General features: G+C 70.0%; 17 protein-coding genes and 4 pseudogenes. 8 read left to right on the top strand and 13 right to left on the bottom strand.

Annotated elements, in window-relative coordinates; genetic code table 11:
- Window positions 1-9 precede the first annotated feature (9 nt).
- Together QSK39_RS43850 and QSK39_RS43845 are read right to left on the bottom strand one after the other, a co-directional pair.
- Window positions 10-885 carry a universal stress protein gene (locus QSK39_RS43850; RefSeq protein ID WP_285483733.1) on the bottom strand — a complete coding sequence of 292 codons (876 nt, stop codon included), beginning with the start codon at window positions 883-885 and terminating at the stop codon, window positions 10-12.
- 41 nt (window positions 886-926) lie between these two features.
- Window positions 927-2,033 (bottom strand): annotated as a pseudogene (locus QSK39_RS43845) (transketolase-like TK C-terminal-containing protein); the annotation flags it as partial.
- Window positions 2,034-2,075: 42 nt separating this feature from the next.
- On the opposite strand from QSK39_RS43845, the gene QSK39_RS43840 reads away from it, so the two are divergent.
- The 3 genes and pseudogenes from QSK39_RS43840 to QSK39_RS53150 form a co-directional block, all read left to right on the top strand.
- Window positions 2,076-2,378 carry an adenine nucleotide alpha hydrolase family protein gene (locus QSK39_RS43840; RefSeq protein ID WP_285483732.1) on the top strand — a complete coding sequence of 101 codons (303 nt, stop codon included), beginning with the start codon at window positions 2,076-2,078 and terminating at the stop codon, window positions 2,376-2,378.
- A gap of 169 nt (window positions 2,379-2,547) precedes the next feature.
- Window positions 2,548-2,895 (top strand): annotated as a pseudogene (locus QSK39_RS43835) (universal stress protein); the annotation flags it as partial.
- Window positions 2,789-3,016 (top strand): annotated as a pseudogene (locus QSK39_RS53150) (hypothetical protein); the annotation flags it as partial. The pseudogenes QSK39_RS43835 and QSK39_RS53150, both read left to right, overlap by 107 nt.
- A 65-nt stretch (window positions 3,017-3,081) precedes the next feature.
- On the opposite strand, the pseudogene QSK39_RS43830 reads toward QSK39_RS53150, so the two are convergent.
- From QSK39_RS43830 to QSK39_RS43795, 8 genes and pseudogenes are all read right to left on the bottom strand, one after another.
- Window positions 3,082-3,288, bottom strand: a pseudogene (locus tag QSK39_RS43830) (cytochrome ubiquinol oxidase subunit I); the annotation flags it as partial.
- A gap of 193 nt (window positions 3,289-3,481) precedes the next feature.
- Window positions 3,482-5,242, bottom strand: coding sequence for a glycoside hydrolase family 15 protein (locus QSK39_RS43825; RefSeq protein ID WP_285483730.1), 1,761 nt, complete (start codon window positions 5,240-5,242; stop codon window positions 3,482-3,484).
- The gene (locus QSK39_RS43820) at window positions 5,224-6,237 is read right to left on the bottom strand and encodes an SDR family oxidoreductase (protein ID WP_285483729.1); all 1,014 of its coding nucleotides are present in this window, start codon (window positions 6,235-6,237) and stop codon (window positions 5,224-5,226) included. Before QSK39_RS43820 ends, QSK39_RS43825 begins: the two co-directional genes overlap by 19 nt.
- 12 nt (window positions 6,238-6,249) lie before the next feature.
- Window positions 6,250-6,558, bottom strand: a complete 309-nt coding sequence (locus QSK39_RS43815) for a hypothetical protein (protein ID WP_285483728.1) — start codon at window positions 6,556-6,558, stop codon at window positions 6,250-6,252.
- A complete protein-coding gene (locus tag QSK39_RS43810) occupies window positions 6,555-9,623 on the bottom strand; it encodes an FAD-binding and (Fe-S)-binding domain-containing protein (protein ID WP_285483727.1) in 3,069 nt (1,022 codons plus the stop codon). Before QSK39_RS43810 ends, QSK39_RS43815 begins: the two co-directional genes overlap by 4 nt.
- Window positions 9,620-9,844 (bottom strand): hypothetical protein, encoded by a 225-nt coding sequence (locus tag QSK39_RS43805; RefSeq protein ID WP_285484344.1) that lies wholly within the window; start codon window positions 9,842-9,844, stop codon window positions 9,620-9,622. The genes QSK39_RS43810 and QSK39_RS43805 overlap by 4 nt, the downstream gene beginning before the upstream one ends.
- A 255-nt stretch (window positions 9,845-10,099) precedes the next feature.
- Window positions 10,100-11,893: a thiamine pyrophosphate-requiring protein gene (locus tag QSK39_RS43800; RefSeq protein ID WP_285483726.1), complete on the bottom strand. Its 1,794-nt coding sequence runs from the start codon at window positions 11,891-11,893 to the stop codon at window positions 10,100-10,102.
- Window positions 11,894-12,045: 152 nt separating this feature from the next.
- Window positions 12,046-12,423, bottom strand: coding sequence for a hypothetical protein (locus tag QSK39_RS43795; protein ID WP_285483725.1), 378 nt, complete (start codon window positions 12,421-12,423; stop codon window positions 12,046-12,048).
- A gap of 1,721 nt (window positions 12,424-14,144) precedes the next feature.
- On the opposite strand from QSK39_RS43795, the gene QSK39_RS43790 reads away from it, so the two are divergent.
- From QSK39_RS43790 to QSK39_RS43780, 3 genes are all read left to right on the top strand, one after another.
- Window positions 14,145-15,968 carry a GAF domain-containing SpoIIE family protein phosphatase gene (locus QSK39_RS43790; protein ID WP_285483724.1) on the top strand — a complete coding sequence of 608 codons (1,824 nt, stop codon included), beginning with the start codon at window positions 14,145-14,147 and terminating at the stop codon, window positions 15,966-15,968.
- Between the two features lie 113 nt (window positions 15,969-16,081).
- Window positions 16,082-16,636 (top strand): hypothetical protein, encoded by a 555-nt coding sequence (locus tag QSK39_RS43785; protein WP_285483723.1) that lies wholly within the window; start codon window positions 16,082-16,084, stop codon window positions 16,634-16,636.
- Window positions 16,633-17,019 carry a hypothetical protein gene (locus QSK39_RS43780; RefSeq protein WP_285483722.1) on the top strand — a complete coding sequence of 129 codons (387 nt, stop codon included), beginning with the start codon at window positions 16,633-16,635 and terminating at the stop codon, window positions 17,017-17,019. Before QSK39_RS43785 ends, QSK39_RS43780 begins: the two co-directional genes overlap by 4 nt.
- Window positions 17,020-17,052: 33 nt before the next feature.
- On the opposite strand, the gene QSK39_RS43775 is transcribed toward QSK39_RS43780, so the two are convergent.
- From QSK39_RS43775 to QSK39_RS43765, 3 genes are read right to left on the bottom strand one after another with little or no spacing between them, the layout of a single operon-like run.
- Window positions 17,053-17,820: a GAF and ANTAR domain-containing protein gene (locus tag QSK39_RS43775; protein WP_285483721.1), complete on the bottom strand. Its 768-nt coding sequence runs from the start codon at window positions 17,818-17,820 to the stop codon at window positions 17,053-17,055.
- Between the two features lie 26 nt (window positions 17,821-17,846).
- On the bottom strand, window positions 17,847-18,596 hold the full coding sequence (locus QSK39_RS43770; protein ID WP_285483720.1) for a GAF and ANTAR domain-containing protein: 750 nt from the start codon (window positions 18,594-18,596) through the stop codon (window positions 17,847-17,849).
- A 26-nt stretch (window positions 18,597-18,622) separates the two neighbouring features.
- Window positions 18,623-19,357: a GAF and ANTAR domain-containing protein gene (locus tag QSK39_RS43765; RefSeq protein ID WP_285483719.1), complete on the bottom strand. Its 735-nt coding sequence runs from the start codon at window positions 19,355-19,357 to the stop codon at window positions 18,623-18,625.
- A gap of 214 nt (window positions 19,358-19,571) precedes the next feature.
- On the opposite strand from QSK39_RS43765, the gene QSK39_RS43760 reads away from it, so the two are divergent.
- A complete protein-coding gene (locus QSK39_RS43760; RefSeq protein ID WP_285483718.1) occupies window positions 19,572-20,174 on the top strand; it encodes a sigma factor in 603 nt (200 codons plus the stop codon).
- On the top strand, window positions 20,171-20,395 hold the full coding sequence (locus QSK39_RS43755; protein ID WP_285483717.1) for a hypothetical protein: 225 nt from the start codon (window positions 20,171-20,173) through the stop codon (window positions 20,393-20,395). Before QSK39_RS43760 ends, QSK39_RS43755 begins: the two co-directional genes overlap by 4 nt.
- Window positions 20,396-20,397 lie beyond the last annotated feature (2 nt).

Raw genomic sequence — 20,397 nt, 5'->3', positions numbered from 1 at the left:
GCACGTCGGCTACCCCCGGGCCACGACGACGGGACAGCTTGCGCGGCGCAAGACGGCCTGACTCACCGACCCGGTCAAAGCTGCCCGCACGCTCCCGCGGCCCCGTGACCCGACGACGACGAGCGCCGCGCCGGCGGACTCGGCGACCAGCACATCCTGGGGGCGGCCCCGGGCGAGCCGAAGCTCGACCTGCTCGCCGAGCACCTGTACCCCCCAGGGGGAGAAGACACGCTGCAACGTGCGCCACTCGGCGGCTTCGGCCAGCGACCAGTCCTCGGTGACCGCGGCCAGGCCGGCCTCTCCGCGCGGGGACCAGGCATGGACAGCCGTGACGCCCACGCCACGCTGAGCCGCGGCACGCAGAGCGAATTCGACGGCGCGGCCGGAGCGATGAGATCCGTCCACACCGACCACCACACGCGTGGCCGAGCGCCCCTGTGTCGTGGCTCGCATCGGGCGGACCACCACGACCGGGCAGGCGGCGTGCATGGCGACCCGGAAGCTGACGGATCCGCCGAACAGGCCGCGCGCGCCTCCCACGCCTCGGCTGCCGAGGACGAGCAGTTCGGCCTCCGCGCCTTGGGCAAGCAGCGCGTGCGCCCCGGTCCCGATCAGCAGCCGGGTGTGGATCTCGAGCTCGGAGGCCACGGACCGCGCGCGTTGCACCGCCTGCTCGGTCACCAGCCGAGCAGCATCGGGAGCACCGATGCCGTCATACGGTTTCGGCAGTTCGCCGAGGACGGCCCAGGATGGCGTGGCCGCGTAGGCGTGCACGACGCGCAGCGGGAGCCGCCGGACGGCCGCTTCCGCTGCGGCCCAGTCGAGAGCGTCCCGGGCGGACTCGGTTCCGTCCACCCCGACGACGATCGAACGTCTGCGCCGCACGGCTCACCGCATCCTTCGACGCCGCGGGCAGCCGCCGGGTGTCATGCGAACGTCCCGTCGAGCCGGTACAGCTCCGCGGCCCTGGCCAGCACCAGCTGGCCCAGTTCACCGCGGTCGACCAGTTCGTGCAGCACCCGGTACACGATCGACTCGGCGTCGATCTTGAAGTGCCGCCGCAGGGCCCGGCGGGTGTCGGACAGCCCGAACCCGTCGGTTCCCAGCGAACACCAGCCGCCGGGCACGAACGGCGCGATCTGGTCGGGCACGGCCCGCATCCAGTCCGACACGGCCACCACCGGGCCCGGCGCATCCCGCAACCGGCGTGAGACATAAGGAACGCGACGGGGTTGTCCGGGATGGGTGAGGTTCCACTCGTCCGTGGTGAGAGCGTCACGACGCAACTGCGTCCACGAGGTCACCGACCACACGTCGGCGTGGACGTTCCAGTCCTCGAGCAGCCGGCGCTGGGCGTCGAGTGCCCACGGCACCGCGATGCCCGACGCCAGGATCTGCGCGTGCGGACCGTCGCCCGGCTCGGCGGGGGAGTAGCGGTGCATTCCGGCGAGGATGCCCTCGACGTCGACGCCGTCGGGTTCGGCCGGCTGGGGGATCGGTTCGTTGTAGAGGGTGAGGTAGTAGAAGACGTTCTGGTCTTCGCCGGGGTGTGGTTCGCCGTACATGCGCCGCAGGGCCTCGCGCACGATGTGCCCCAGTTCGAACCCGTAGGCCGCGTCGTAGGCGATGCACGCCGGGTTGGTCGAGGCGAGCAGCAGCGAGTGGCCGTCCTGGTGTTGCAGGCCTTCGCCGTTGAGGGTGGTGCGTCCTGCGGTCGCGCCGAGCAGGAATCCGCGGGTCATCTGGTCCGCGGCGGCCCAGAGTCCGTCTCCGGTGCGCTGGAACCCGAACATCGAGTAGAAGATGTAGACCGGGATCATCGGTTCGCCGTGGGTGGCGTAGGAGGTGCCGGCCGCGGTCCAGGACGCTGTGGAGCCGGCCTCGGTGATGCCTTCGTGCAGCAGGACCCCGCTGGTGGACTCCTGGTAGCTGAGCATCTGGTCCCGGTCGACCGAGAGGTAGTTCTGTCCGTGGGGCGAGTAGATCTTCTTGGACGCGAACAGTGCGTCCAGGCCGAAGTCGTCGCAGGCGTCGACGGCTCCTTCTCGGCGGCGCACGCGGCCAGGTGGGCGGCAGTGGAAGCGGTACGCAGGCAGGTGCCGCTGCGGCTGCTGTTCACGATAAATTTCGCTGCCTATAACCACGTCCGCAGGGTTGGCGTCCCGCGCGGCTTCCTCCGCGTGAGTGAGGCCAACGGGCTCGAGATGCTCGATGAACTCCGCGATTCGATCAGTAGCACACACGCGGCGCTGGTGATCGAGACCGAGCTACGGGACGCGGACGCCGTGTCGGCGCTGGTGAAGGAGTCCACCACGGCATGTCTGATCGTGCTGGGAACTCGTGGACTCGGCGGTTTCACCGGCATCCTGGTCGGATAGACCGCAGTCGCCTTGGCAGCGCGCTGCCCGTGCCCGGTCGCGGTGATCCGCGGGGAGCCGATGATGCGGAGCCGTGGTCGGCTGGGCCTGTGGTGGTGGGTGTCGACGACACGCTCACCAGTGACGTGGCGCTGGCCGCGGCCTTCGACCAGGCGTCCTCGCGCGGCACCGGCCTCGTGACGTGCGAGCCTGGCAGGTCTCCTCGATCGCCGTCAACCCGCACGCCCACCAATACGCGGCCGACTGGGCCGCGCTGGAGGACGAAGAACGAGAGTCGCTCGACAACCGGCTGGCCGGCTGGCCAGAGAAGTACCCGGCGGTGACCGTGACCCGTGTCGTCAGCCGTCACCGGCCCGTGCGAGGCCTGCTGGAGAACTCGGCGGACGCGCAGTTGCTGGTGGTCGGCAGCCGTGGACACAGCAGCGTCTCCGGCATGCTGCTCGGTTCCATCAGCCAGGCCCTCATCTACCACGCGATCTGCCCGCTGCTCGTCGTGCGCGCCGCCGACCCGCGATGACCGTCGCACACGCGGTCGCGGTCGGTGCGAGCCTCGCCGCTGCGGGGACCGATCCCGACCGCGGCTGTCCCCGTCCGACGCGAGCTCTCGGCTGGCCAGTGACGGTCCCAACGAACTGCCGTCCCCCAAACGCCACAGGGCGATCGTCAGGGTCGCCGACCAGCTCAAACCACCCGCTGATCTACATGTGAACAACTGGTTGTACTGCTCCGGCGAGAGGAACTGCAGCCCGGGCCGGGCCAGCTCGCCGCGTATCAGCAGCGCCATCGCGCCACCCGCCATGAAGAAGGCGAACGACGTCGTCAGGTACAGCAGCCCGATCTGCTTCGGGCCGGTGGTGCGAAGCAGGGCGAGCAGCACACCCCCTTGGGTTCGCGGCGCCGCACGGCAGATGCGGGGTGAGTTTCGGCTGCCGTCATCGATGCCTCGATTCGGGTTCACTCGCCGGGTTGATGGAACATGCTACTCGCATCGGTGATCGATGCGCCTTGCAATTCATGACGTCAACACCGAACAACGGCATCAAATCCTATTTTCACCTTTGTCTGCGTTCATCTCAAGAATCGGCGGCGGCGGTTGTGGTGGTTCAGTGCGGGGGCGTGGTGGTGAGCCGATGTGCCGTTTCGAGCAACAGGGCGTGTACGAACGCTTGGGGCAGGTTGCCGCGCAGTTGTCGTTGCCGGACGTCGTACTCTTCGGCCAGCAGGCCGGGTGGGCCGCAGGCGGCGCGGTTGCGTTCGAACCAGCGGAACGCCTCGACGTCGTGGCCTTGGTGCCACTCGGCCAGCGACATGACGAATCCGCACAGGAGAAAGGCGCCTTCGGCCGCGCCCAGGGGACGGTCGTCCGGGGCGAAACGGTAGGCGTAGCCGTCGTCGCACAGGTCGGATCGGACGGCGGCGAGGGTGGCGGTCGTGCGGGGGTCATCGGCCGGCAGGGCTCCGCGGACCGACGGCAGTAAGAGTGCGGCGTCGGTGCCCGGAAGGTTTGGGCTCCGCTGCCAGGCGCCGCGGGGGCCGGTGCAGCGGCGGGTGGTTTCGGCGAGGAGCTTGTCGGCCAGGCCGGACAGTTCGGCGCCGCGGTGCGCGGTGTGGTGCCGGGCGATCGCGCGGAGGCCGGCGACGCAGGCGAGGCGGGAGTGGCTCCACCAGTCGTCCTGCAGTTCCCACACGCCGGCTTCGGGTTGGTCCCAGCGTCGGGTGATCAGGTCGACGCAGAGGTCGATGGCGGGTTCGACGTCGGCGGTGAGGTGGTCGTGGCGGGCCGCGGCTGCGTAGAGCTGCAGCATTTCGCCGAGCGTGTCCAGCTGGAACTGGCCGTTGACGTGGTTGCCCGAGACCGGGTTCCCGCCGGGGTAGCCGGGCAGGTGCAGGGTGGTTTCGTCGGGTGGTGGGGTGCCGTCGGACCGGTAGGCGGGCAGCAGTTTGTCTCCGTGTTCGAGGACACGGGCGGTGGTGAAGGCGACGGCGTCGTCGAGCAGCGGGTGGGCGTCGGCGACCGAGGCGGCGATTCCGGCGTAGCACTGATCGCGCAGCCAGACGTAGCGATAGTCGTAGTTGCGGCCGGCCTCGGCGCGTTCGGGCAGGCCCATCGTGGCGGCGGCTACCATGCCGCCGCCTGCGGTGGTCAGGCCGCGGAGTACGGCATAGGCGTGCCCGGCGTCCCGTGGTGCGACGGTGCCCTCGAGCCTGGGCACTGCGGTGTGCCAGGTGTGCTCGGTCGCGGCCCATAGCTTGCCGGCTTCGGGAGGCGGTGGCAGTCGCCGGTCGCTGATCTCCAGGACCAGGTCGTGCTGGGTACCGCCGGGCACGGTCAGGTCGAAGCTGACCCGGCCCTGATCGTCGGGCTGGGCGGACGTGGCGCCGGACCAGCGGATCCGCAGGTCACCGGTGTGGGCGGTCCAGACGCCCTCGTTGAGCGCGAGGTTGCGCATCGAGCGGCCGCCGAACGCGTCCCGCAGATCCAGCTGGACGTGCATCCGGACGTCTCGCTCGACGGCTTCGATGCGGCGAAGGAGGACAGCGCGTCGAGGATCGGCGGGGTAGGCGAGCGCGTCGCGGCATTCCACGACGGTGTCCGTGCTGACCCACCGGCTGCGCCAGATCAGCGTGCCGAACTCGTAGTAGCCACCCCAGACGCAGGTGGCCGCCGGGCTGACCGAGTAGGCGCCGCGGCCGCCGATCAAGGACGAGAGCACAGCGCTGTCGGACCAGCCGGGGGCGCAGAGCCAGGCGATGTCGCCACGTGGGCCGCACAGTGCGCCGCGTTCGCCGTCGGCCAGCAGAGCGTACTCGCGCAGGACGTGCGGCGGGAAGTCCTGCCAGGCACTCATGATCGGGAACGCCACGCTGCGAGACTTGCTCCGGCGAGTGCGGCGCCGCAGGTGGCGAGCAGGCCGTGGTGCTGGCTCGCCCACAGCTGGAGGCTGCGCGGGGTGGACTTGCCGTCGAACTCGCCGTGAGCGCCGTAGTCGTGGCCACCCGCGCCGTCGGCCGGTTTCCACAGGTTGGCCGGTTGGTCGGCCGGTTTGGGGTCAGGGGTCTGCTGGGACCTCAGGCCGACCTTCGCGAGGTAACGGTCGAGGATACCGGGCGCGACGGCGTTGGCGATGAGCGTGCCGACGGTGCTCCCGCCGACCCAATACTCGCGCCGTCGCGGGTGGTCCGCGGCGTATACGACCGCACGGGCGGCGACCTCGGGCTGGTAGATCGGCGGGACGGGCTGGGCGTGGTGCGGCAGGCGGGACAGCACCCACGAGAACTGCGGGGTGTTGACCGCGGGCATTTGCACCATCGTCACGTGCACGCCGCTGCGCTCGGACAGCAGCTCGCAGCGCAGCGACTCGTGGAAGCCCTGGAGAGCGTGCTTGGCGCCGCAGTAGGCGCTCTGCAACGGGATTCCGCGGTAGGCGAGGGCGGAGCCGACCTGCACGACCGTTCCGTGGTCGCGGGGCTTCATGCGGTTGAGCGCGGCCATGGTGCCGTAGACGTAGCCGAGGTAGCTGACCTCGGTGACGCGGCGGAACTCCTCGGGCCGGATGTCGGCGAAGCGGGCGAAGACCGAGGTGAACGCGACGTTCACCCACACGTCGATCGGCCCGAGTTCCTCCTCGACCCGGTCTGCGGCGGATTCGATTTGGTCGACGTCGGCGACGTCGGTGGGGATGGTGAGGGCGGTGCCGCCGGCGCCGCGGATGTCGTCGGCGGCTGCTTTCAGGCCCTTCTCGCCGCGGGCGAGGAGCGCGACGCTGGCGTGCCGGGCCCCGAAGGCTCGGGCCACCGCACGCCCGATGCCGCCGCTGGCGCCGGTCACGACGACCACCTGGTTCCGGGTTTCTGCCATGGTTGTTCCTCTCTACCGAGCCTTGCGGGCAGCGAACGCCCATGTGGCGGCGCTGGCCGCGCCTGTCAGGGCGAAGGTCCGCCACCGGGGTGCCACGGCGGTCAGCCCGAGCATGCTCACGCCGTGCGCGGCGTCGATGATCCACATCCACCGAGTGCTTTCCGGCTTCGCCAGCGTGACGGCCGCCTGGACCACGTGGCGCACGCCCAGCGCGGTGCCCACCGCCGCCATCTCCCGCTGCTCCCGGAACACCGACCGCGAAGTGGCCACCAGCGCGCCACCCCACACGGCATGCGCGGCCGCGACCTGCCGCGCCTTCACCGTGCCCTCCGGCGTGAGAACGCAATCCCGAGGGCGGCGGCGCCGATCGCGAGGCCGGCGATCAATGCGGCACGCCGGGGCGGCTGTGGGCGGACCGGATCGTCGCCCAGCCCGGTCGCCAGCAGTTCGGCCAGATGGACGCCTTCCCGGTCGTTGCTGTCGAGCTGGTGGATCTGGGTGCGGCAGCTGAAGCCGTCGGCCAGGACGGTGGTGTCGTCCGGTGCTTCGCGCACCCGGGGCAGGAGCACCCGCTCGGCGCAGGCCTCGCTGACCTGGAGGTGTCCCTTCTCGAAGCCGAAGTTCCCGGCCAGGCCGCAGCAGCCGGAGTCGAGGTGTTCGGTGTCGACGCCGGCAGCTTTCAGCAGCTGCTGGTCGGCGTCCCAGCCCATGACCGCGTGCTGGTGGCAGTGGACCTGCGCGATCGCCTTGGCGTCCAGCTGCGGTGGCCGGTAGCCGGGGGAGTGCTCGGTGAGCAGCTCGGCGAGGGTGACGGTCTGGTTGCGTAGCCGCCGGACGTCCTGGTGGCCGGGGAACAGCTCGAAGGCGTCGGAGCGCAGTACAGCGGTGCAGCTGGGCTCGAGGCCGACGACGAGCCCGCCGTGGTGCAGGTGCGGGGCGAGCTCGCGGACGGTACGGGCGAGGATGTGCTTGGCTGCGCCGAGCTGACCGGTGGAGATCCAGGTCAGGGCGCAGCAGACCGGGTTCGCCGGCATGGTGACCCGCCACCCGGCGTCCTCCATGACCCGGACCGCCGCCTGACCGACGTGCGGGTGGAAGGAGTTGGTGAAGGTATCCGGCCACAGCAGCACCGTGCCGCGAGCACCGGAGCCGCGTGGCGTGCGGCGGGAGAACCACTGCTGCAGCGTTTCTCCGGCGAACAGCGGGATTTCGCGGTTCTCGACCCCCGCGGCCAGCGTGGCGAGCCGTGCCAGGCCGGGCGTGTGGGTGAGGGCGTTGACCGAATTGCCGAGGCGGAGTTTGCCGATGACCTGGGCGAAAGCAGGCAGCCAGCCCATCGTGAAGTCCGAGCGCGGGCGCCGCCACGGACGTCCCTCGTAGTGGTGTGCGAGGAATTCCGCCTTGTAGGTGGCCATGTCCACATTGGCCGGACAGTCGGACTTGCAGCCCTTGCACGCCAGGCACAGGTCGAGGGCGTCCTTGACCTCCGTGGACCGCCAGCCGTCGGTGACGGGGCTGTCGCCGTGGCCGTCGAGCATCTCGAACAGCAGTCGCGCGCGGCCTCGCGTCGAGTGTTCTTCTTCGCCGGTCACTTGGTAGGAGGGGCACATGACTTCGCCGCCTTCGGTGGTGTGCTGGCGGCAGCGCCCGACGCCGACGCAGCGGTTGGCGGCCTGGGCGAAGGAGCCGCCGTCGTCGGGGAACCGGAAGTGCAGGTTCTGCGGGTCGGCCGGCGCCCAGTCACCGCCGAGGCGGAGGTTCTCGTCGAGGCGGTAGGGCGCGACGACTTTGCCGGGGTTCATCCGGTCGTCCGGGTCGAAGATCGCCTTCAGCCGTCCGAACGCGGTGACGATCTCGGAGCCGAACATTTTCGGCAGGAGCTCGCCGCGGGACTGGCCGTCGCCGTGCTCGCCGGAGAACGAGCCGCCGAACTCCGCGACGAGGTCGGCGGCTTGCTCGGCGAACCGGCGGTAGGTGGCGACGCCGTCGGCGGTGTAGAGGTCGAACGGGATGCGGGTGTGCACGCAGCCCTGGCCGAAGTGGCCGTAGAGGCTGGGCGCGGTGTCGCTCGCGTAGCCGAACTCCTCGTACAGCGTCGACAACCGGCGCAGGTAGTCGCCGAGCCGGTCCGGGGCCACGGCGGAGTCTTCCCAGCCTTCGAACGTGTCGGCCTTGCCCGGCAGGTGTGCGGTGGCGCCGAGCCCGGCTTCGCGGACCTGCCACAGCTCGTGTTCCCGCGCCGGGTCGTCGAAGAACTCGACGTCGGCTGCGTGTTCGGTGCCGCGGAGCGCGTCGAGCATCTTGTGGGCTTGGCGCTCGGCCTCGTCGTGGGTCGAGGCCGCGAACTGGACCATCAGGAACGCGCGTCCGTGGGGGAGTTCGGTGAGCGCGTGCGGGTTCATGCCCTTGATCTGCTGGTCCCGGATCAGCTTGTGGTCGACGCCTTCGAGGGCGACCGGCTCGTACGGGAGGATGGCGGGCACAGCGTCAGCGGCGGCGGCGATGTCGCGGTAGCCCAGCACGACGAGCGTGCGTTCGGGCAGGATCGGGACGAGTTTCAGCTCGGCGCGCAGCACGGTGACCAAGGTGGACTCGGAGCCGACGAGCAGCCCGGCGACGTCGAAGTGGTACTCCGGCAGCAGGGAATCCAGGTTGTAGCCCGACACCCGGCGCGGGATGTCCGGATAGCGGCGGCGGATCTCGTCGGCGTACTCCTCGCGCAGGCGGCGCAGCTGCCGGTAGACCGCGGCGCGCGGGTCGCCGTGGCGTTCGATCTCGGTGTACTCCGCGTCGGTGGTTTCGCCGCACCAGAAGCGGGTGCCGTCGGCGAGGAGGACTTCGAGGCGGGCGATGTTGTCGACGACCTTGCCGGTGCGCTGGGCGGTGGCGCCGCAGGAGTTGTTGCCGATCATCCCGCCGAGGGTGCAGTTCATGTGGGTGGCCGGTTCCGGGCCGAACCGCAGGCCGGTGTGGGCCAGCTGCCGGTTGAGTTCGTCGAGCACGATGCCCGGTTGCACCACGCAGGTGCGGGTCTGCTCGTCGACGGACTCGAGTGTCGTGCAGTACTTGGACCAGTCGAGCACGACGGCGGTGTTAGTGCACTGCCCGGCCAAACTCGTCCCACCGCCACGGGACAGCACTGGGGCGCCGAACTCGCGCGCGACGGCGAGGGCCTCGACCGCGTCCTCGGGCGTGCGGGGAACGACGACGCCGAGGGGGACCTGCCGGAAGTTCGAGGCATCGGTTGAGTAGGCGGCGCGGGTACCGCGGTCGAACCGGACTTCACCGCGGACGCGTTCCCGCAATGCGCCGGTGAGTGCGGTGATGTCGAGGTCAGGGTGCTCCGGGCGCCGGATCACCGGGTCGGGCAGCTTCACCTGGGTCACGGATTCCTCCTTCGGACTGCGTGTTCGGCCGCGACGTCGGTGCGGAAGGCGAGTCCATGGCCGGGTGCGGACAGGGTTGGGCTGACGGTGCCGCCGGTGGGGTCGAGGCAGTCGTCGAAGAACAGCCGCTCGCCGCTGCCGTAGACGTCGACCTGCTCGTGGACCCGGCCGAGCAGCCGGCTCAGCGGCAGCTCGAGCCAGCGTGCCGCGGCGGCCCACAGCGCGATGTCGACCGCGGAGAGCGCACAGGAGACGAGGCCAGGAGGCCCGAGGTTTGCGGATGGCGTACTGCATCGCCGCCCAGCACGCCGGAACGTCGGTCACCGGCTGCCCGGTGACCACCGGGGCGGCTCGGACTCGATCAACGGCACGCACGACGCTGTCCCAGGTCAGGGTGCCGTCGGCTTCGGGTGCCGGGGTCGGTACCCGGTAGGCCCCGGCCCGCACCCGGTCGACGACCGGCGGCTGTCGCGTCATCATTCCTTCCTGCCGGGCAGGAACTCCTGCAGCTTGGTCTTGACGCCCTGGACGACGAGGTGGAAGGCGTCCGGGTCGCCCTTGAGGACGGCCTGGGCGGCGGACTTCATCTGTTCGAAGGTGGCGTGCGGCGGGATCGGCGGCACGTCGGGGTCGCAGTGCACGTCGAGCAGGGCCGGCCGGTTCGCGGCGAGCGCGGTGTCCCAGGCAGGCCCGAGCTGGTCCGGCTGGTCGACGGTGACCGCTTCGAAGCCGAGCGAGCGCGCGAAACCGGCGTAGTCCACCTCCGGCAGGTTCTGGGATTCCTCGAACTTCGGGACGCCGCCCATCGCGCGCAGCTCCCAGGTGACCTGGTTGAGGTCGTTGTTGTGGAACACGCAGATCACGCAGGTCGGGTCGCTCCACAACGTGTGGTAGCGGGCGATGGTGATCAGCTCGGCCAGGCCGTTCATCTGCATGGCGCCGTCGCCGACGAGGGCGATCACCGGCCGGTCGGGGTGGGCGAACTTGGCCCCGATGGCGTACGGCACGCCCGGCCCCATGGTGGCCAGCGTCCCCGACAGCGAGCCGCGCATGTCACCCCGCATGCGGAGGTTGCGGGCGTACCAGTTGGTGGACGAGCCGGAGTCGGCGGTGACGATGGCGTTCTCCGGGATCCGGCGCGACAGCTCGGCCACGATGGCCATCGGGTTGACCGGGGCGGCCCCGACCGCGGCTTCCCTTTCGACGGTGTCCCACCAGGAGGCGACGTTGTTCTCGATCGTCTCGCGCCACTTCCGGTCCGGTTTGCCTGTCAGCCGCGGCAGGAGCGCGCGCAGTGTGGCCGCGCTGTCGCCGACGAGGTTGACCTCGGTCGGGTAGCGCATCCCGATGAACTTGCCGTCGAGGTCGATCTGCACGGCCCGTGCCTGGCCGAAGTCCGGCAGGAACTGGCTGTAGGGGAAGTTGGAGCCGACGATCAGCAGGGTGTCGCAGTCACGCATCAGCTCGTAGCTCGGCCGGGTGCCGAGCAGCCCGATCGCGCCGGTCACGTACGGCAGCTCGTCGGACAGGACGTCCTTGCCCAGCAACGCTTTCGCCACTCCGGCGCCGGTCACCTCGGCCAGCTGCCGGACTTCCTCGGCCGCGCCGCGCGCGCCCTGCCCGACCAGGATGGCGACCTTCTCCCCGGCGTTGAGCACCTCGGCCGCGGCGTCCAGGTCCGGTTCGGACGGGACCGGCGCGGACCACGACGTGCCCGGCGGGCTGGAGGGCACCTGCTTGAACGCGTACTTCGGCGCTTCGTACGGTTCTTCCTGGAGATCGGCGGGGATGATCAGCGCGGTCGGGCAGCGGCCGGCTTCGGCCGTGCGGATCGCGCGGTCGAGCGCGTTCGGCAGCTGCTCGGCGACGTTGACTTCGACGAGGTATTCGCTCGCGACGTCCTTGTAGAGCGCCTGGAGGTCGACTTCCTGCTGGTAGCTGCCGCCCATCGCGCTGCGCGCGGTCTGCCCGACGATCGCCACGACCGGCACGTGGTCGAGCTTCGCGTCGTAGAGCCCGTTGAGCAGGTGGATGGCGCCCGGACCGGAGGTGGCCAGGCAGACACCGACGCGCCCGCTGAACTTCGCGTAGCCGACTGCGGAGAACGCGGCCATCTCCTCGTGACGGGCTTGCACGAACCGTGGCTGGTTGTCCGCTTTGCCGAACGAGGCGACGATCCCGTTGATCCCGTCACCGGGATAGGCGAAGACCTGTTCGACACCCCATTCGCGCAGCCGCTGGAGCAGGTAGTCACCAACCGTCTGAGCCATGGAAAATCCTTTCGCTACCTCGGATTTTTTCGGATACCCGCTCCCGGCCGCGCTATGCGGGAGTGCCTTGAACATCGCCATTGCGGGCGGATGTCCGGTTCGGTCGGAGCCGCGGCCGCGAAGTCCTCCGGCCGGTCCGGTTTCGAACGAGATCAGTCCGTCCGAACGTGCTCACGTGTCCGGCGAACGGGTTCGACTTCCTTGGCCCAGCTGGTGATGGTGGACGGCCCGGCGTTGAGCGAGCGCACCTCGTGAGCCCGGGTCCAGACGGTGAACCGATCGCGGGGCGGCAGAAGCGCCGGCTCGTCCCACATCGCAGCCGTCCCCATGGCACCGCCGAAAACCGTGGTTTCGCAGCGGCGGCTGCGCAGCGCGGCCGCCAACCGGTGACCGGATGAGAGACGGGTGCCGAGCGGTGGCGGGCGTTCGGCGACGGCCAGGGCTGCGTTCAGGGCGGGAACGGCGGAATGGCCGATTTCACCTGGTGACGGGCGCGATCCGGCGAGTGCGCGAGGATGGGTGTGGTCCACGATCAGCTCCTGGACGCCGACCTCCCGCGGAGGAGTGGCTGTCGATGGTGATCGTCGCGAGCGCGTGGTCTCGGCTCTCCCGGCGTGGTGATCGGAGCATAACGCTTGGCGGGCTGCGAGTCATCCGGCGAGGACTGAGCTCGGCGGCGCGGTCAAGCCGGGGTAATCCTCTTCACGGCGAGCGGAGAAGGTGCAGCGTCCGCTGTCACTGCTACGTGAGCTGTGTCCGGCGCTGTCGAGCGCTTGGATGTCATGATCATCGAGGTAAGGCGAGGAGTGAGGCGGTGCCGGGCCCGCCCCCTTCGCGAGCCCGGCACCTTGTCCCCTCCCTGTCGTCCTCCGGCTTCCCAGTCTTTGAGTGAGGACAACGGTCTTCGAGAACCCGCGATGCCGTGGGGTCCGAAGCGCGGGTTCGGTGGGGTTGGCAGCTGTTGTGAACAGGCTGCATGTGGATCGCAGACGGTCAGGCGTGACGGCCCGCACTGTTGAGGTCGCGGCACGCGGTATCCCTTTGTCCTTAAGGAATTATCGCGATCCGGGACGGCCGGCGGCGTGAACCGGAAGCAGTGTGGCCTGGCGTCCGCGGAGCGACCGCTGTCAGCAGGCAGGGAGTTGTGATCACCCACGTCTCTGGTGCACCACGAATACGAGTGCCGCCAGGGTCCGGGGCGGGTGCGAGCCGGGGCGGGCGCGACGGTCGACGCATCCGCAACACCTGTACGCAAGATCGTGCTCAGCGTTGCACGAACGATGCGTAGCGGCAAGAGGAGATCTCCGTCCTCGAACCGGCGTGCTGTCCGAAGACGCGGTCGCCGACCTCCGCGCGGCACACAACTGTTCGTACGAAGCCATTCGGCCGCGTTGTGGATGGCCGGTGTGGTGTGCAGCGTGACGATGGGCCGGTCCCGGTGCTCGGCGGATCTGCCGGTCGGCGCGTCAGACCGATCGTGGGCGACGGCCGGCAAGGAACCTGACGATCGGCCGCCACCACGAGCTGGCGGGACGACGGCCGAATGCGTCCTGACGACACTGTTCCCCGGTACGGCGAGGAGGAGCCGGCGTCAGCAGGCCGATGGCCCATCGATCCGCCCACCCGGACGGCGCCGTCGCCGGGCGCGCGCTCGCTGCCCGGCCGGCGTCAGGTGTCCATTGTCGGCTCAGGTGTCGTTCGACGGCGTCTTTCTCCACGGGTGGGAAGGCTCGCGCGTGAAGCTTTTCTGCTGGGGAGTGAATGTTCATGGCGGGCTCCGGCGTCTCATCGGGCCGCCGGGGTCCGGAGCGGCAACTTGAACGTATCGATTCATCGGTGGTTCGGTGCTCACTCCGCCTCGGTTTGGCCCGATCCGGTGAAACCCGGACGAGACCGCCGCCGACCGAAGCCCCGAACCGCCGTAGGACAGCGTCAAGCCTGCGCTGGCCTTCGGCTTGGTCGAACACTAATCTGGGCCCACGGGGAGCACGCCCGTGACGTTTCGCCCCCGGCCCGGACCCCGCCGATGGCTGCGTTGAGCATCGTCAGCAGGCTGGAGGCGCCCATGGGCACTGTGTCAACGAAAAAGCGATGGTTCCCCGGTTCGGATTGTCCCGTCGACCAACACCCGCGGCGAAGGCATCGCGCCCCAGACCTCCTGGTCCGATGGTGAGAAGGGGCGACCGTGATGTCGTCGCGATCGCCGCAGCGCCGACCCGGCGGGATTCTGCGTGTGCTCCGGGGTGGTCGGATGCGCGCTGAGACGGACGGACCGTCAGTGCTCGAACAGCCTTCGCCGCCTGTGCGGGACCCCGACCGTGTCGCGGCCGTGCACGAAAGCGGGCTTTCCGCCGCCCCGGACGTGACCATGGACCGGTTCGCGGCCATGGTCTGCGTCCAGCTGCAGGTCCCGGTGGCGCTGGTGTCCCTGGTCGAGTCCGGCCGGCAGATCTTCCCTGGAATGCAGGGCTTGCCCGAACCGTGGGCTACCGATCGCCAGACCCCGCTGGCGCGCTCGTTTTGCCAGCACATCGTCGCCAGCGGAGAACCGCTGATCCTCGACGACGCCCGGCTCTCCCCGCTGGTCCGGGACAACCTGGCCGTTCCCGACCTCGGTGTCGTCGCCTACGCCGGTATGCCGCTCACCACCGTCGACGGGCAGGTGCTGGGCTCGCTCTGCGCGATCGACACCCAGCCTCGCGAGTGGACCGGCAACGAACTGGCCGGCCTCGCCGATATGGCCGCGATGTGCACCACCGAGCTCCGGCTACGGCTGGCCACCCGGCAGGGAACCCACGAACAGCAACACGTCCGTGCGGTGTCCAGCCTCCTGCAACGCTCTCACGACCGTGACCAGCTCTTACTCAGCGCTGCCCAGGCACTCGCGGGGGCCCGCACGCTCGACGAAATCCGTCACCAGGTCGCCGGCTTGGTCTCCGGTGAGCACACGCCGTCCTACGTCGGCCTGGTCGTCACCGAAGAGGACGGCCGGCTGCGCCGGGTCGCGGACCGGGGTCGCCCGACCCCCGCCGACCTCGGGGCCTTCGAGACCTACTCGATCGACGCGCCGCTCGGGACGGCCAAGGCGATCCGCGAGCGGCGGATGCTCTGCTACCCCGACCCGGCCTCGGTGGCCGAGGACTTTCCACCCGCGACGGTCGCGCTCTACCGCGACATGGACCTGCACTCCCTGGTCTGCGCCCCGCTCGTCGGGACCCACAGCGTCCTGGGCTGCCTGGCCATCGGCTGGAACGCCCCGCACGGGCTCGACGCCGCCGAACGCGCGGTCATCACCCTCATCGCGACCTACACCGCGCAGGCCCTGGAACGGGTCCGCCACCTGGAGCGGCGGGTCAGCGTCGCGCGGGAGCTGCAAGAGGCGATGCTCACCCAGCTTCCGGAGGTGCCCGGCCTGACGATGGCCGCGCGGTACCTGCCGTCCGCGACCGACGAAGCGGTCGGCGGCGACTGGTACGACGCGATCCTGCTCCCCGGTGACGGCGCCTTGGCGGTCACGGTCGGCGACATCGTCGGCCACGACGTGCACGCCTCGACGCTGATGGGACAGGTACGCAGCATGCTCCGCCAAGCGGCCTGGAGCCTGCCCGCCGCCGGCCCCGCCGAGACCCTCCAAGCGTTGGAAACCGCGCTCGCCGGCCTGTCCGTCCCCGCGGCCGGGACGTTGGTTCACGCACACCTGCACCGGCTGGACGACGGCGGCTGGCGGATGACCTACACGAACGCGGGGCATCCGCCGCCGATCGTGCTCCGGCCGGACGGATCGTTGCTGGTGTCGCGCGAGCACGACATGCTCTTCGGCTACCCGGACATGCTCGAGCAGCCGCGCGTCGATCAGCACCTGGACCTCGAGCCCGGTTCGCTGGTGTTCCTCTACACCGACGGGCTGGTCGAACGTCGTGGCGCGGACCTCGATGCCGCCTTCACCGGCCTGAGTCGGCTGGTCCAGCGGATGGCCGATCAGCCGGCGGAGTTCGTCGTCGACACGGTGGTGTCGCGGCTGCTCGACCCGGCTCGGCAGGAAGACGACGTCGTCGTGCTGGCGATCCGTACCTGAGCCGGTTCCCGGGTGACGCTCGGACGAGTGGCAAACGTGTCCGTCGGTGTCTTTCCCGTCGCTCGTCCGGCGTTCACTGGGCATGCTGAAGGCACCTGGGAAAGGGGCCTGAAATGCGCAGGAAATCGACCTACCGTGCTCTCGCCGCGGGCGCGGCCGTCGCGTTCGCCGTGCTGAACGCGCCCGCTGCTTCCGCTGCCCCTGAACAAGAAGCCGTCTGCACGGTCAACGGGGTGGCCACCAACGGCGTCGACAAGGGCGACCACTTCGACATCGAGGGCACCTCCGGCAACGACACCATCAAATGCCATGTCACCGACCTGAACGACGGCAAGGAATCCGTCATCGTCAACGCCGGTCCCGGCGATGACACCGTGTTTTTCGGCGGCGTCTACCCCGCCGAAGCGGACGGCCCGCCGGACACCGTCAACCTGGGGCCGGGAAACGACACGTTCTCCTCCATCGTCAACGGTCGCGCCGCCAACCTCGGCATCATCAACGGCGACGACGGTGACGACACCATCACCCTCGGCCGCGCCGGGTACGACTTCGGCGCACACGGCAACGACGGGCAGATCCACGGCGGCAACGGCACCGACACCATCACCTCTACGGCGGCAACGCCGACAACAACGTCAACATCGCCAACGCCGGAACGGGCGTCGTGACCGGCGACGCCGGCGACGACGTCATCACCGTCCAGGGTGGCCGCAGCGGGGCCACCCAGTGCGGGGACGCCGCCAACAGCGGCACGGTCGACGGCGGGGACGGCGCCGACACCATCACCCTCACCGGCGGCGCACCCCGGACCGAGACCTGCAACGCCGCCACCGGAGAGGCCAACGGCAACGACGCCGCCGATCCCGAACTCGCGGGCAAGGTCCTCGGCGGCCCGGGCCTCGACAAGATCACCCTCACCGGCGGACGCAACAACGAAACCGGCAAGCAGGCCCCCAGCAACGACGAAGAAGGCGAAGTCGACGGTGGCCCGGACGGTGCGACCTGCACCTTCACTCCGGTCAGCATCGGCACGGTCACCAACTGCTCCTAGCCGGGCGGGCACGGGATCACGCGCTGGATGGTGTCACCGATGCGGGCGCTTCAGGATCGCAGCCAAATCAGCGTGGCCGTCGGCGACCGCGCGAGCCAAGTCGGTCAGGCGCAGGTTCCGTGCGCGGGCGTGGCCACGCAACCGCGTGAACGCCTCGTCCACCGAGACCGCGCCGTGCCCGGCGAGGATTCCCTTGGCCTGTTCGATGACCACACGGCTGGTGAGCGCGGTCTGCAGCTGGTCGGCGAGCTGGTCGCCGCGTTCGATGCTCCGCTGCTGCAGGATGCCGATCGTGGCGACGTCCGCCATTGCCTGCCCGAGCTCGATCTCCTCCGGGCCCACGCCGACGGCTTCGGTGTTCAGCAGGGTCAGCGCCCCGATGACCTGGTCGCGCAGCCGCATCGGCAGGGCCTGCGCGGCGCGGAACCCGCATTCGGCGGCGGCCGCGGCGAACCTCGGCCAGTGGTGCGCTTCGGCCGGCAGATCGGTGCAGGACACCGGCGTTCCGTTGCGGATGCAGTCGAGGCAGGGGCCGTCGTCGGTTTGCACGGCGAACAGCTCCAGCAGCTCGGCCCGCTGTGAGGAGGTCGCCGCGACGTGCAGGCTTCCGTCGGCGTCGCGCAGGATCACTCCGGCAGCGGATACGCCGAGCAGTTCGGTGCAGTGTTCGGTGAGCATGTTCAGGAAGTCGGCCACGTCGAAGTCGGCCACCAGGGTGTCCGCGAGGCTGACGAACGTGCGCGATATCCGCAACGCGCGTTCTAGCGGCGTCTGCTCCAGGACCTCACGGGAGTGAGTCATGAGGAGGGGGTACCCGGTTTTCCGCGTCAGGATCGTGACACGTCGGTGGTGTCCGCGAGCAGTTCGCCGGGCGCGAGGGCCGAGGTCGCGACGTCGTGCGCGACGTCGGACAGCCGTCGGCGGTGCGCCCGGGCGTAGTCGCGCAAGGCGAGGTACGCCTGGTGCATGTTCAGCCCACCGGCTTCCACGAGCACGCCTTTGGCCTGCTCGACGACCGTGCGGTAGTGCAACGTGGCTTGCAACTGCTCGGACACGACCTCGTCGTGGCGGATCGCGCGCTGCTGCAGGATCCCGATGGTGGCGACGTCGGCCAGCGCCTGGCCGAGGGCGACACTCGCGTCGTCGATGGCTCCCGGCGTGGTACTCAACAGGGTCAGCGCGCCGATGACGTCGTCGCGCAGCCGCATCGGGACCGCGCACGCGGCGCGGAACCCCGCGCTCACCGCAACCGGCGCGAACTGCGGCCAGCGGTCGGTTTCGGCCGCCAGATCCGCGCTGGCCACCGCGACTCCGGTGGCGACGCAGTTCAGGCACGGCCCCTGGAGGGTTTGCGCGGCGAACACCTCGATCAGCTCGGCCTGTTCGGAGGACCCGGCCGTCGGCTGCCAGCCCCCGCGCTGGTCCGAGAGGATGACCGCGACGGCGTCGACGTCGAGCAGCTCCGCGGCTCGTTCGGTGAGCGTGCCGAGGAAGCCGAGGACGTCGAAGTCGGCCACCAGGGTGTCGGCGAGTGCCACGAACGTGTCCGCGAGCCGCTGGTCCCGGGCATCGCTCATCTGGTCGGCCCTTCTGTCACTGTGTGTCATTGCTCGTCCTCGGTATCGGTGAAGCGCAGCGACCGGTCCACGACCTGCCGGGCGACGTCGGCCAGCGACATGTTGTGGGTGAAGGCGTGGCCGCGCAGCCGCATCAGCGCCACGTCGGTCGTCGAATTCAGCTGGACCTGCACCATGCCGGTGGCCTGGTGCACCTGGGCGTGCGGGTCTGCCAGCCAGCTCACGTCCTCGGTGCGGTGCCCGTCCAGATCGGCAATCACGCCTTGGGTGGCCAGGTCGCTCAGGATCAGCGCATCGGCCAACTCGATGCGCGTGAGCGGTCCGGGCGTGTCGCGATAGAGGTCCAGTGATCCCAGCCGGACCACGCCGACCTGCAGCGGGAAGGAGAACACCGCCGCCGCGCCCAGGTCGCACGCCGCGGGGGTGAATGCGGGCCACCGCGGGGTCGCGGACGCCAGGTCGGAGATCAGGACGGGGCCGCCGGTGGCGAAGGCGTCCAGGCACGGTCCTTCACCTACGGTGAGCTGCAGGTCTTCCAGTCCGGCGCTGATTTCGTTGGTCGCGTGCACCAGACCGCGGCTCGGGGTCGATCCGTCGCCGTTGCCGCTGGGCGTCTTGCTCAGGACGGTGGCCCCCGCGCCGGACACGGCCAGCTCCAGCACGCAGCGTTCGCACGCCAGGCTCACGGCCGACGCGGATTGGTGGGCGGCGCCGTCGGAGGCCAGCAACGCCTGCATCCGCTGACGCCGGTTCTCGACCATCGCTCCTCCAGGCGCTCGACCCTCGTGCGACTACACAGAGCGTACGACCGCGACACATACGGAGAGCGATGGAGGGACTCCGATACACGGCACTCGGGCGCGCTTGCCTGCCGGACGCTGCGTTTGCCGACCGGTCACCTGGGGGTATCTTGGGGATCTCCAAGGCTGCCCGAGCCCCCGGCGGTACGAGTTCTGTGCGTCCCCGGGAGCGGCCGTGCTGATCGACAACGAAACCTCAGAAATCTGCCGGACGCTGCTGCAGCGTACGGGCCAAGGCGACACCGTTGCGTTCGCCGAGCTGTACGACCGCACCGCGCCGGCCGTGTACGGGCTGATCCGCAGCGTTCTGCCGGATGTGGAAGAGGCCGAAGACGTCACCTTCGAGGTGTACGTGCAGGCGTGGCGGACAGCGTCTCAGTACGATCCCGGCCGCGATGACGCGTCCTGCCTGCTGCTGGCCACGGCTCGGCGGTACGTCCTCGACCGGATCCGAACCGCGCCAGCTCCCGTCGGGGCGTCCGGGTCGCATCGAACAGTGCCGTGCGAGGAGGTCGCCGATCCCGGCGGGTGCCGGTCGTGTGCTCAGCTCTTGGCCGCGGTACCCGTCGCGTCCCGCGACGTGCTGGTGTGGGCCTACTGCGGCGGGCAGTCACTGGTCGAAGCCGCCGAGCTGCTCGGGATCACCGAGGCGGCGGCGATCTCCCGGTTGGGTGACGCCTTGGCGAGTCTGCGTCATTCTCGCGGCAGCCACTCCGCCGATGTCCCACTCGAGAACGGGGAGACGAGGCTGCCTCGTCAACGGGAGGGCGCGCGATGACCGCGTCGGCGGATCGGAACCCGTTCCACTCCGTCGAGGCTGCGTTGCGGTTCGAACGGCGTGTGCTCGCCGCGATCCGCCACGCCACCCGCTACGGGCTGTTCACTGCGCTCGAGGCTTCCAGCATGGCGGAGCGCGTTCGCGCCTTGACCGCCGAGAAGATCGCTCTGTTGCGCGCGCACAGCGATGACGTGCTGGTCGCGAACGCCTCCCGACACTAAGC

This window comes from Amycolatopsis sp. NBRC 101858 (genome assembly GCF_030269325.1).
Classification (GTDB): Bacteria; Actinomycetota; Actinomycetes; order Mycobacteriales; family Pseudonocardiaceae; genus Amycolatopsis; species Amycolatopsis ponsaeliensis.
The sequence above is the reverse complement of the archived record's forward strand: the minus strand, read 5'-3'. Positions and strand labels throughout refer to the sequence as shown.

What these genes read in the sequence shown, in the direction of transcription:
- QSK39_RS43820 (WP_285483729.1), bottom strand. Translation starts at nt 6,237, where the DNA reads ATGGCAGAAACCCGGAACCAGGTGGTCGTCGTGACCGGCGCCAGCGGC.
- QSK39_RS43800 (WP_285483726.1), bottom strand. Translation starts at nt 11,893, where the DNA reads ATGGCTCAGACGGTTGGTGACTACCTGCTCCAGCGGCTGCGCGAATGG.
- QSK39_RS43790 (WP_285483724.1), top strand. Translation starts at nt 14,145, where the DNA reads ATGCGCGCTGAGACGGACGGACCGTCAGTGCTCGAACAGCCTTCGCCG.
- QSK39_RS43785 (WP_285483723.1), top strand. Translation starts at nt 16,082, where the DNA reads ATGCGCAGGAAATCGACCTACCGTGCTCTCGCCGCGGGCGCGGCCGTC.
- QSK39_RS43775 (WP_285483721.1), bottom strand. Translation starts at nt 17,820, where the DNA reads ATGACTCACTCCCGTGAGGTCCTGGAGCAGACGCCGCTAGAACGCGCG.
- QSK39_RS43770 (WP_285483720.1), bottom strand. Translation starts at nt 18,596, where the DNA reads ATGAGCGATGCCCGGGACCAGCGGCTCGCGGACACGTTCGTGGCACTC.
- QSK39_RS43765 (WP_285483719.1), bottom strand. Translation starts at nt 19,357, where the DNA reads ATGGTCGAGAACCGGCGTCAGCGGATGCAGGCGTTGCTGGCCTCCGAC.
- QSK39_RS43755 (WP_285483717.1), top strand. Translation starts at nt 20,171, where the DNA reads ATGACCGCGTCGGCGGATCGGAACCCGTTCCACTCCGTCGAGGCTGCG.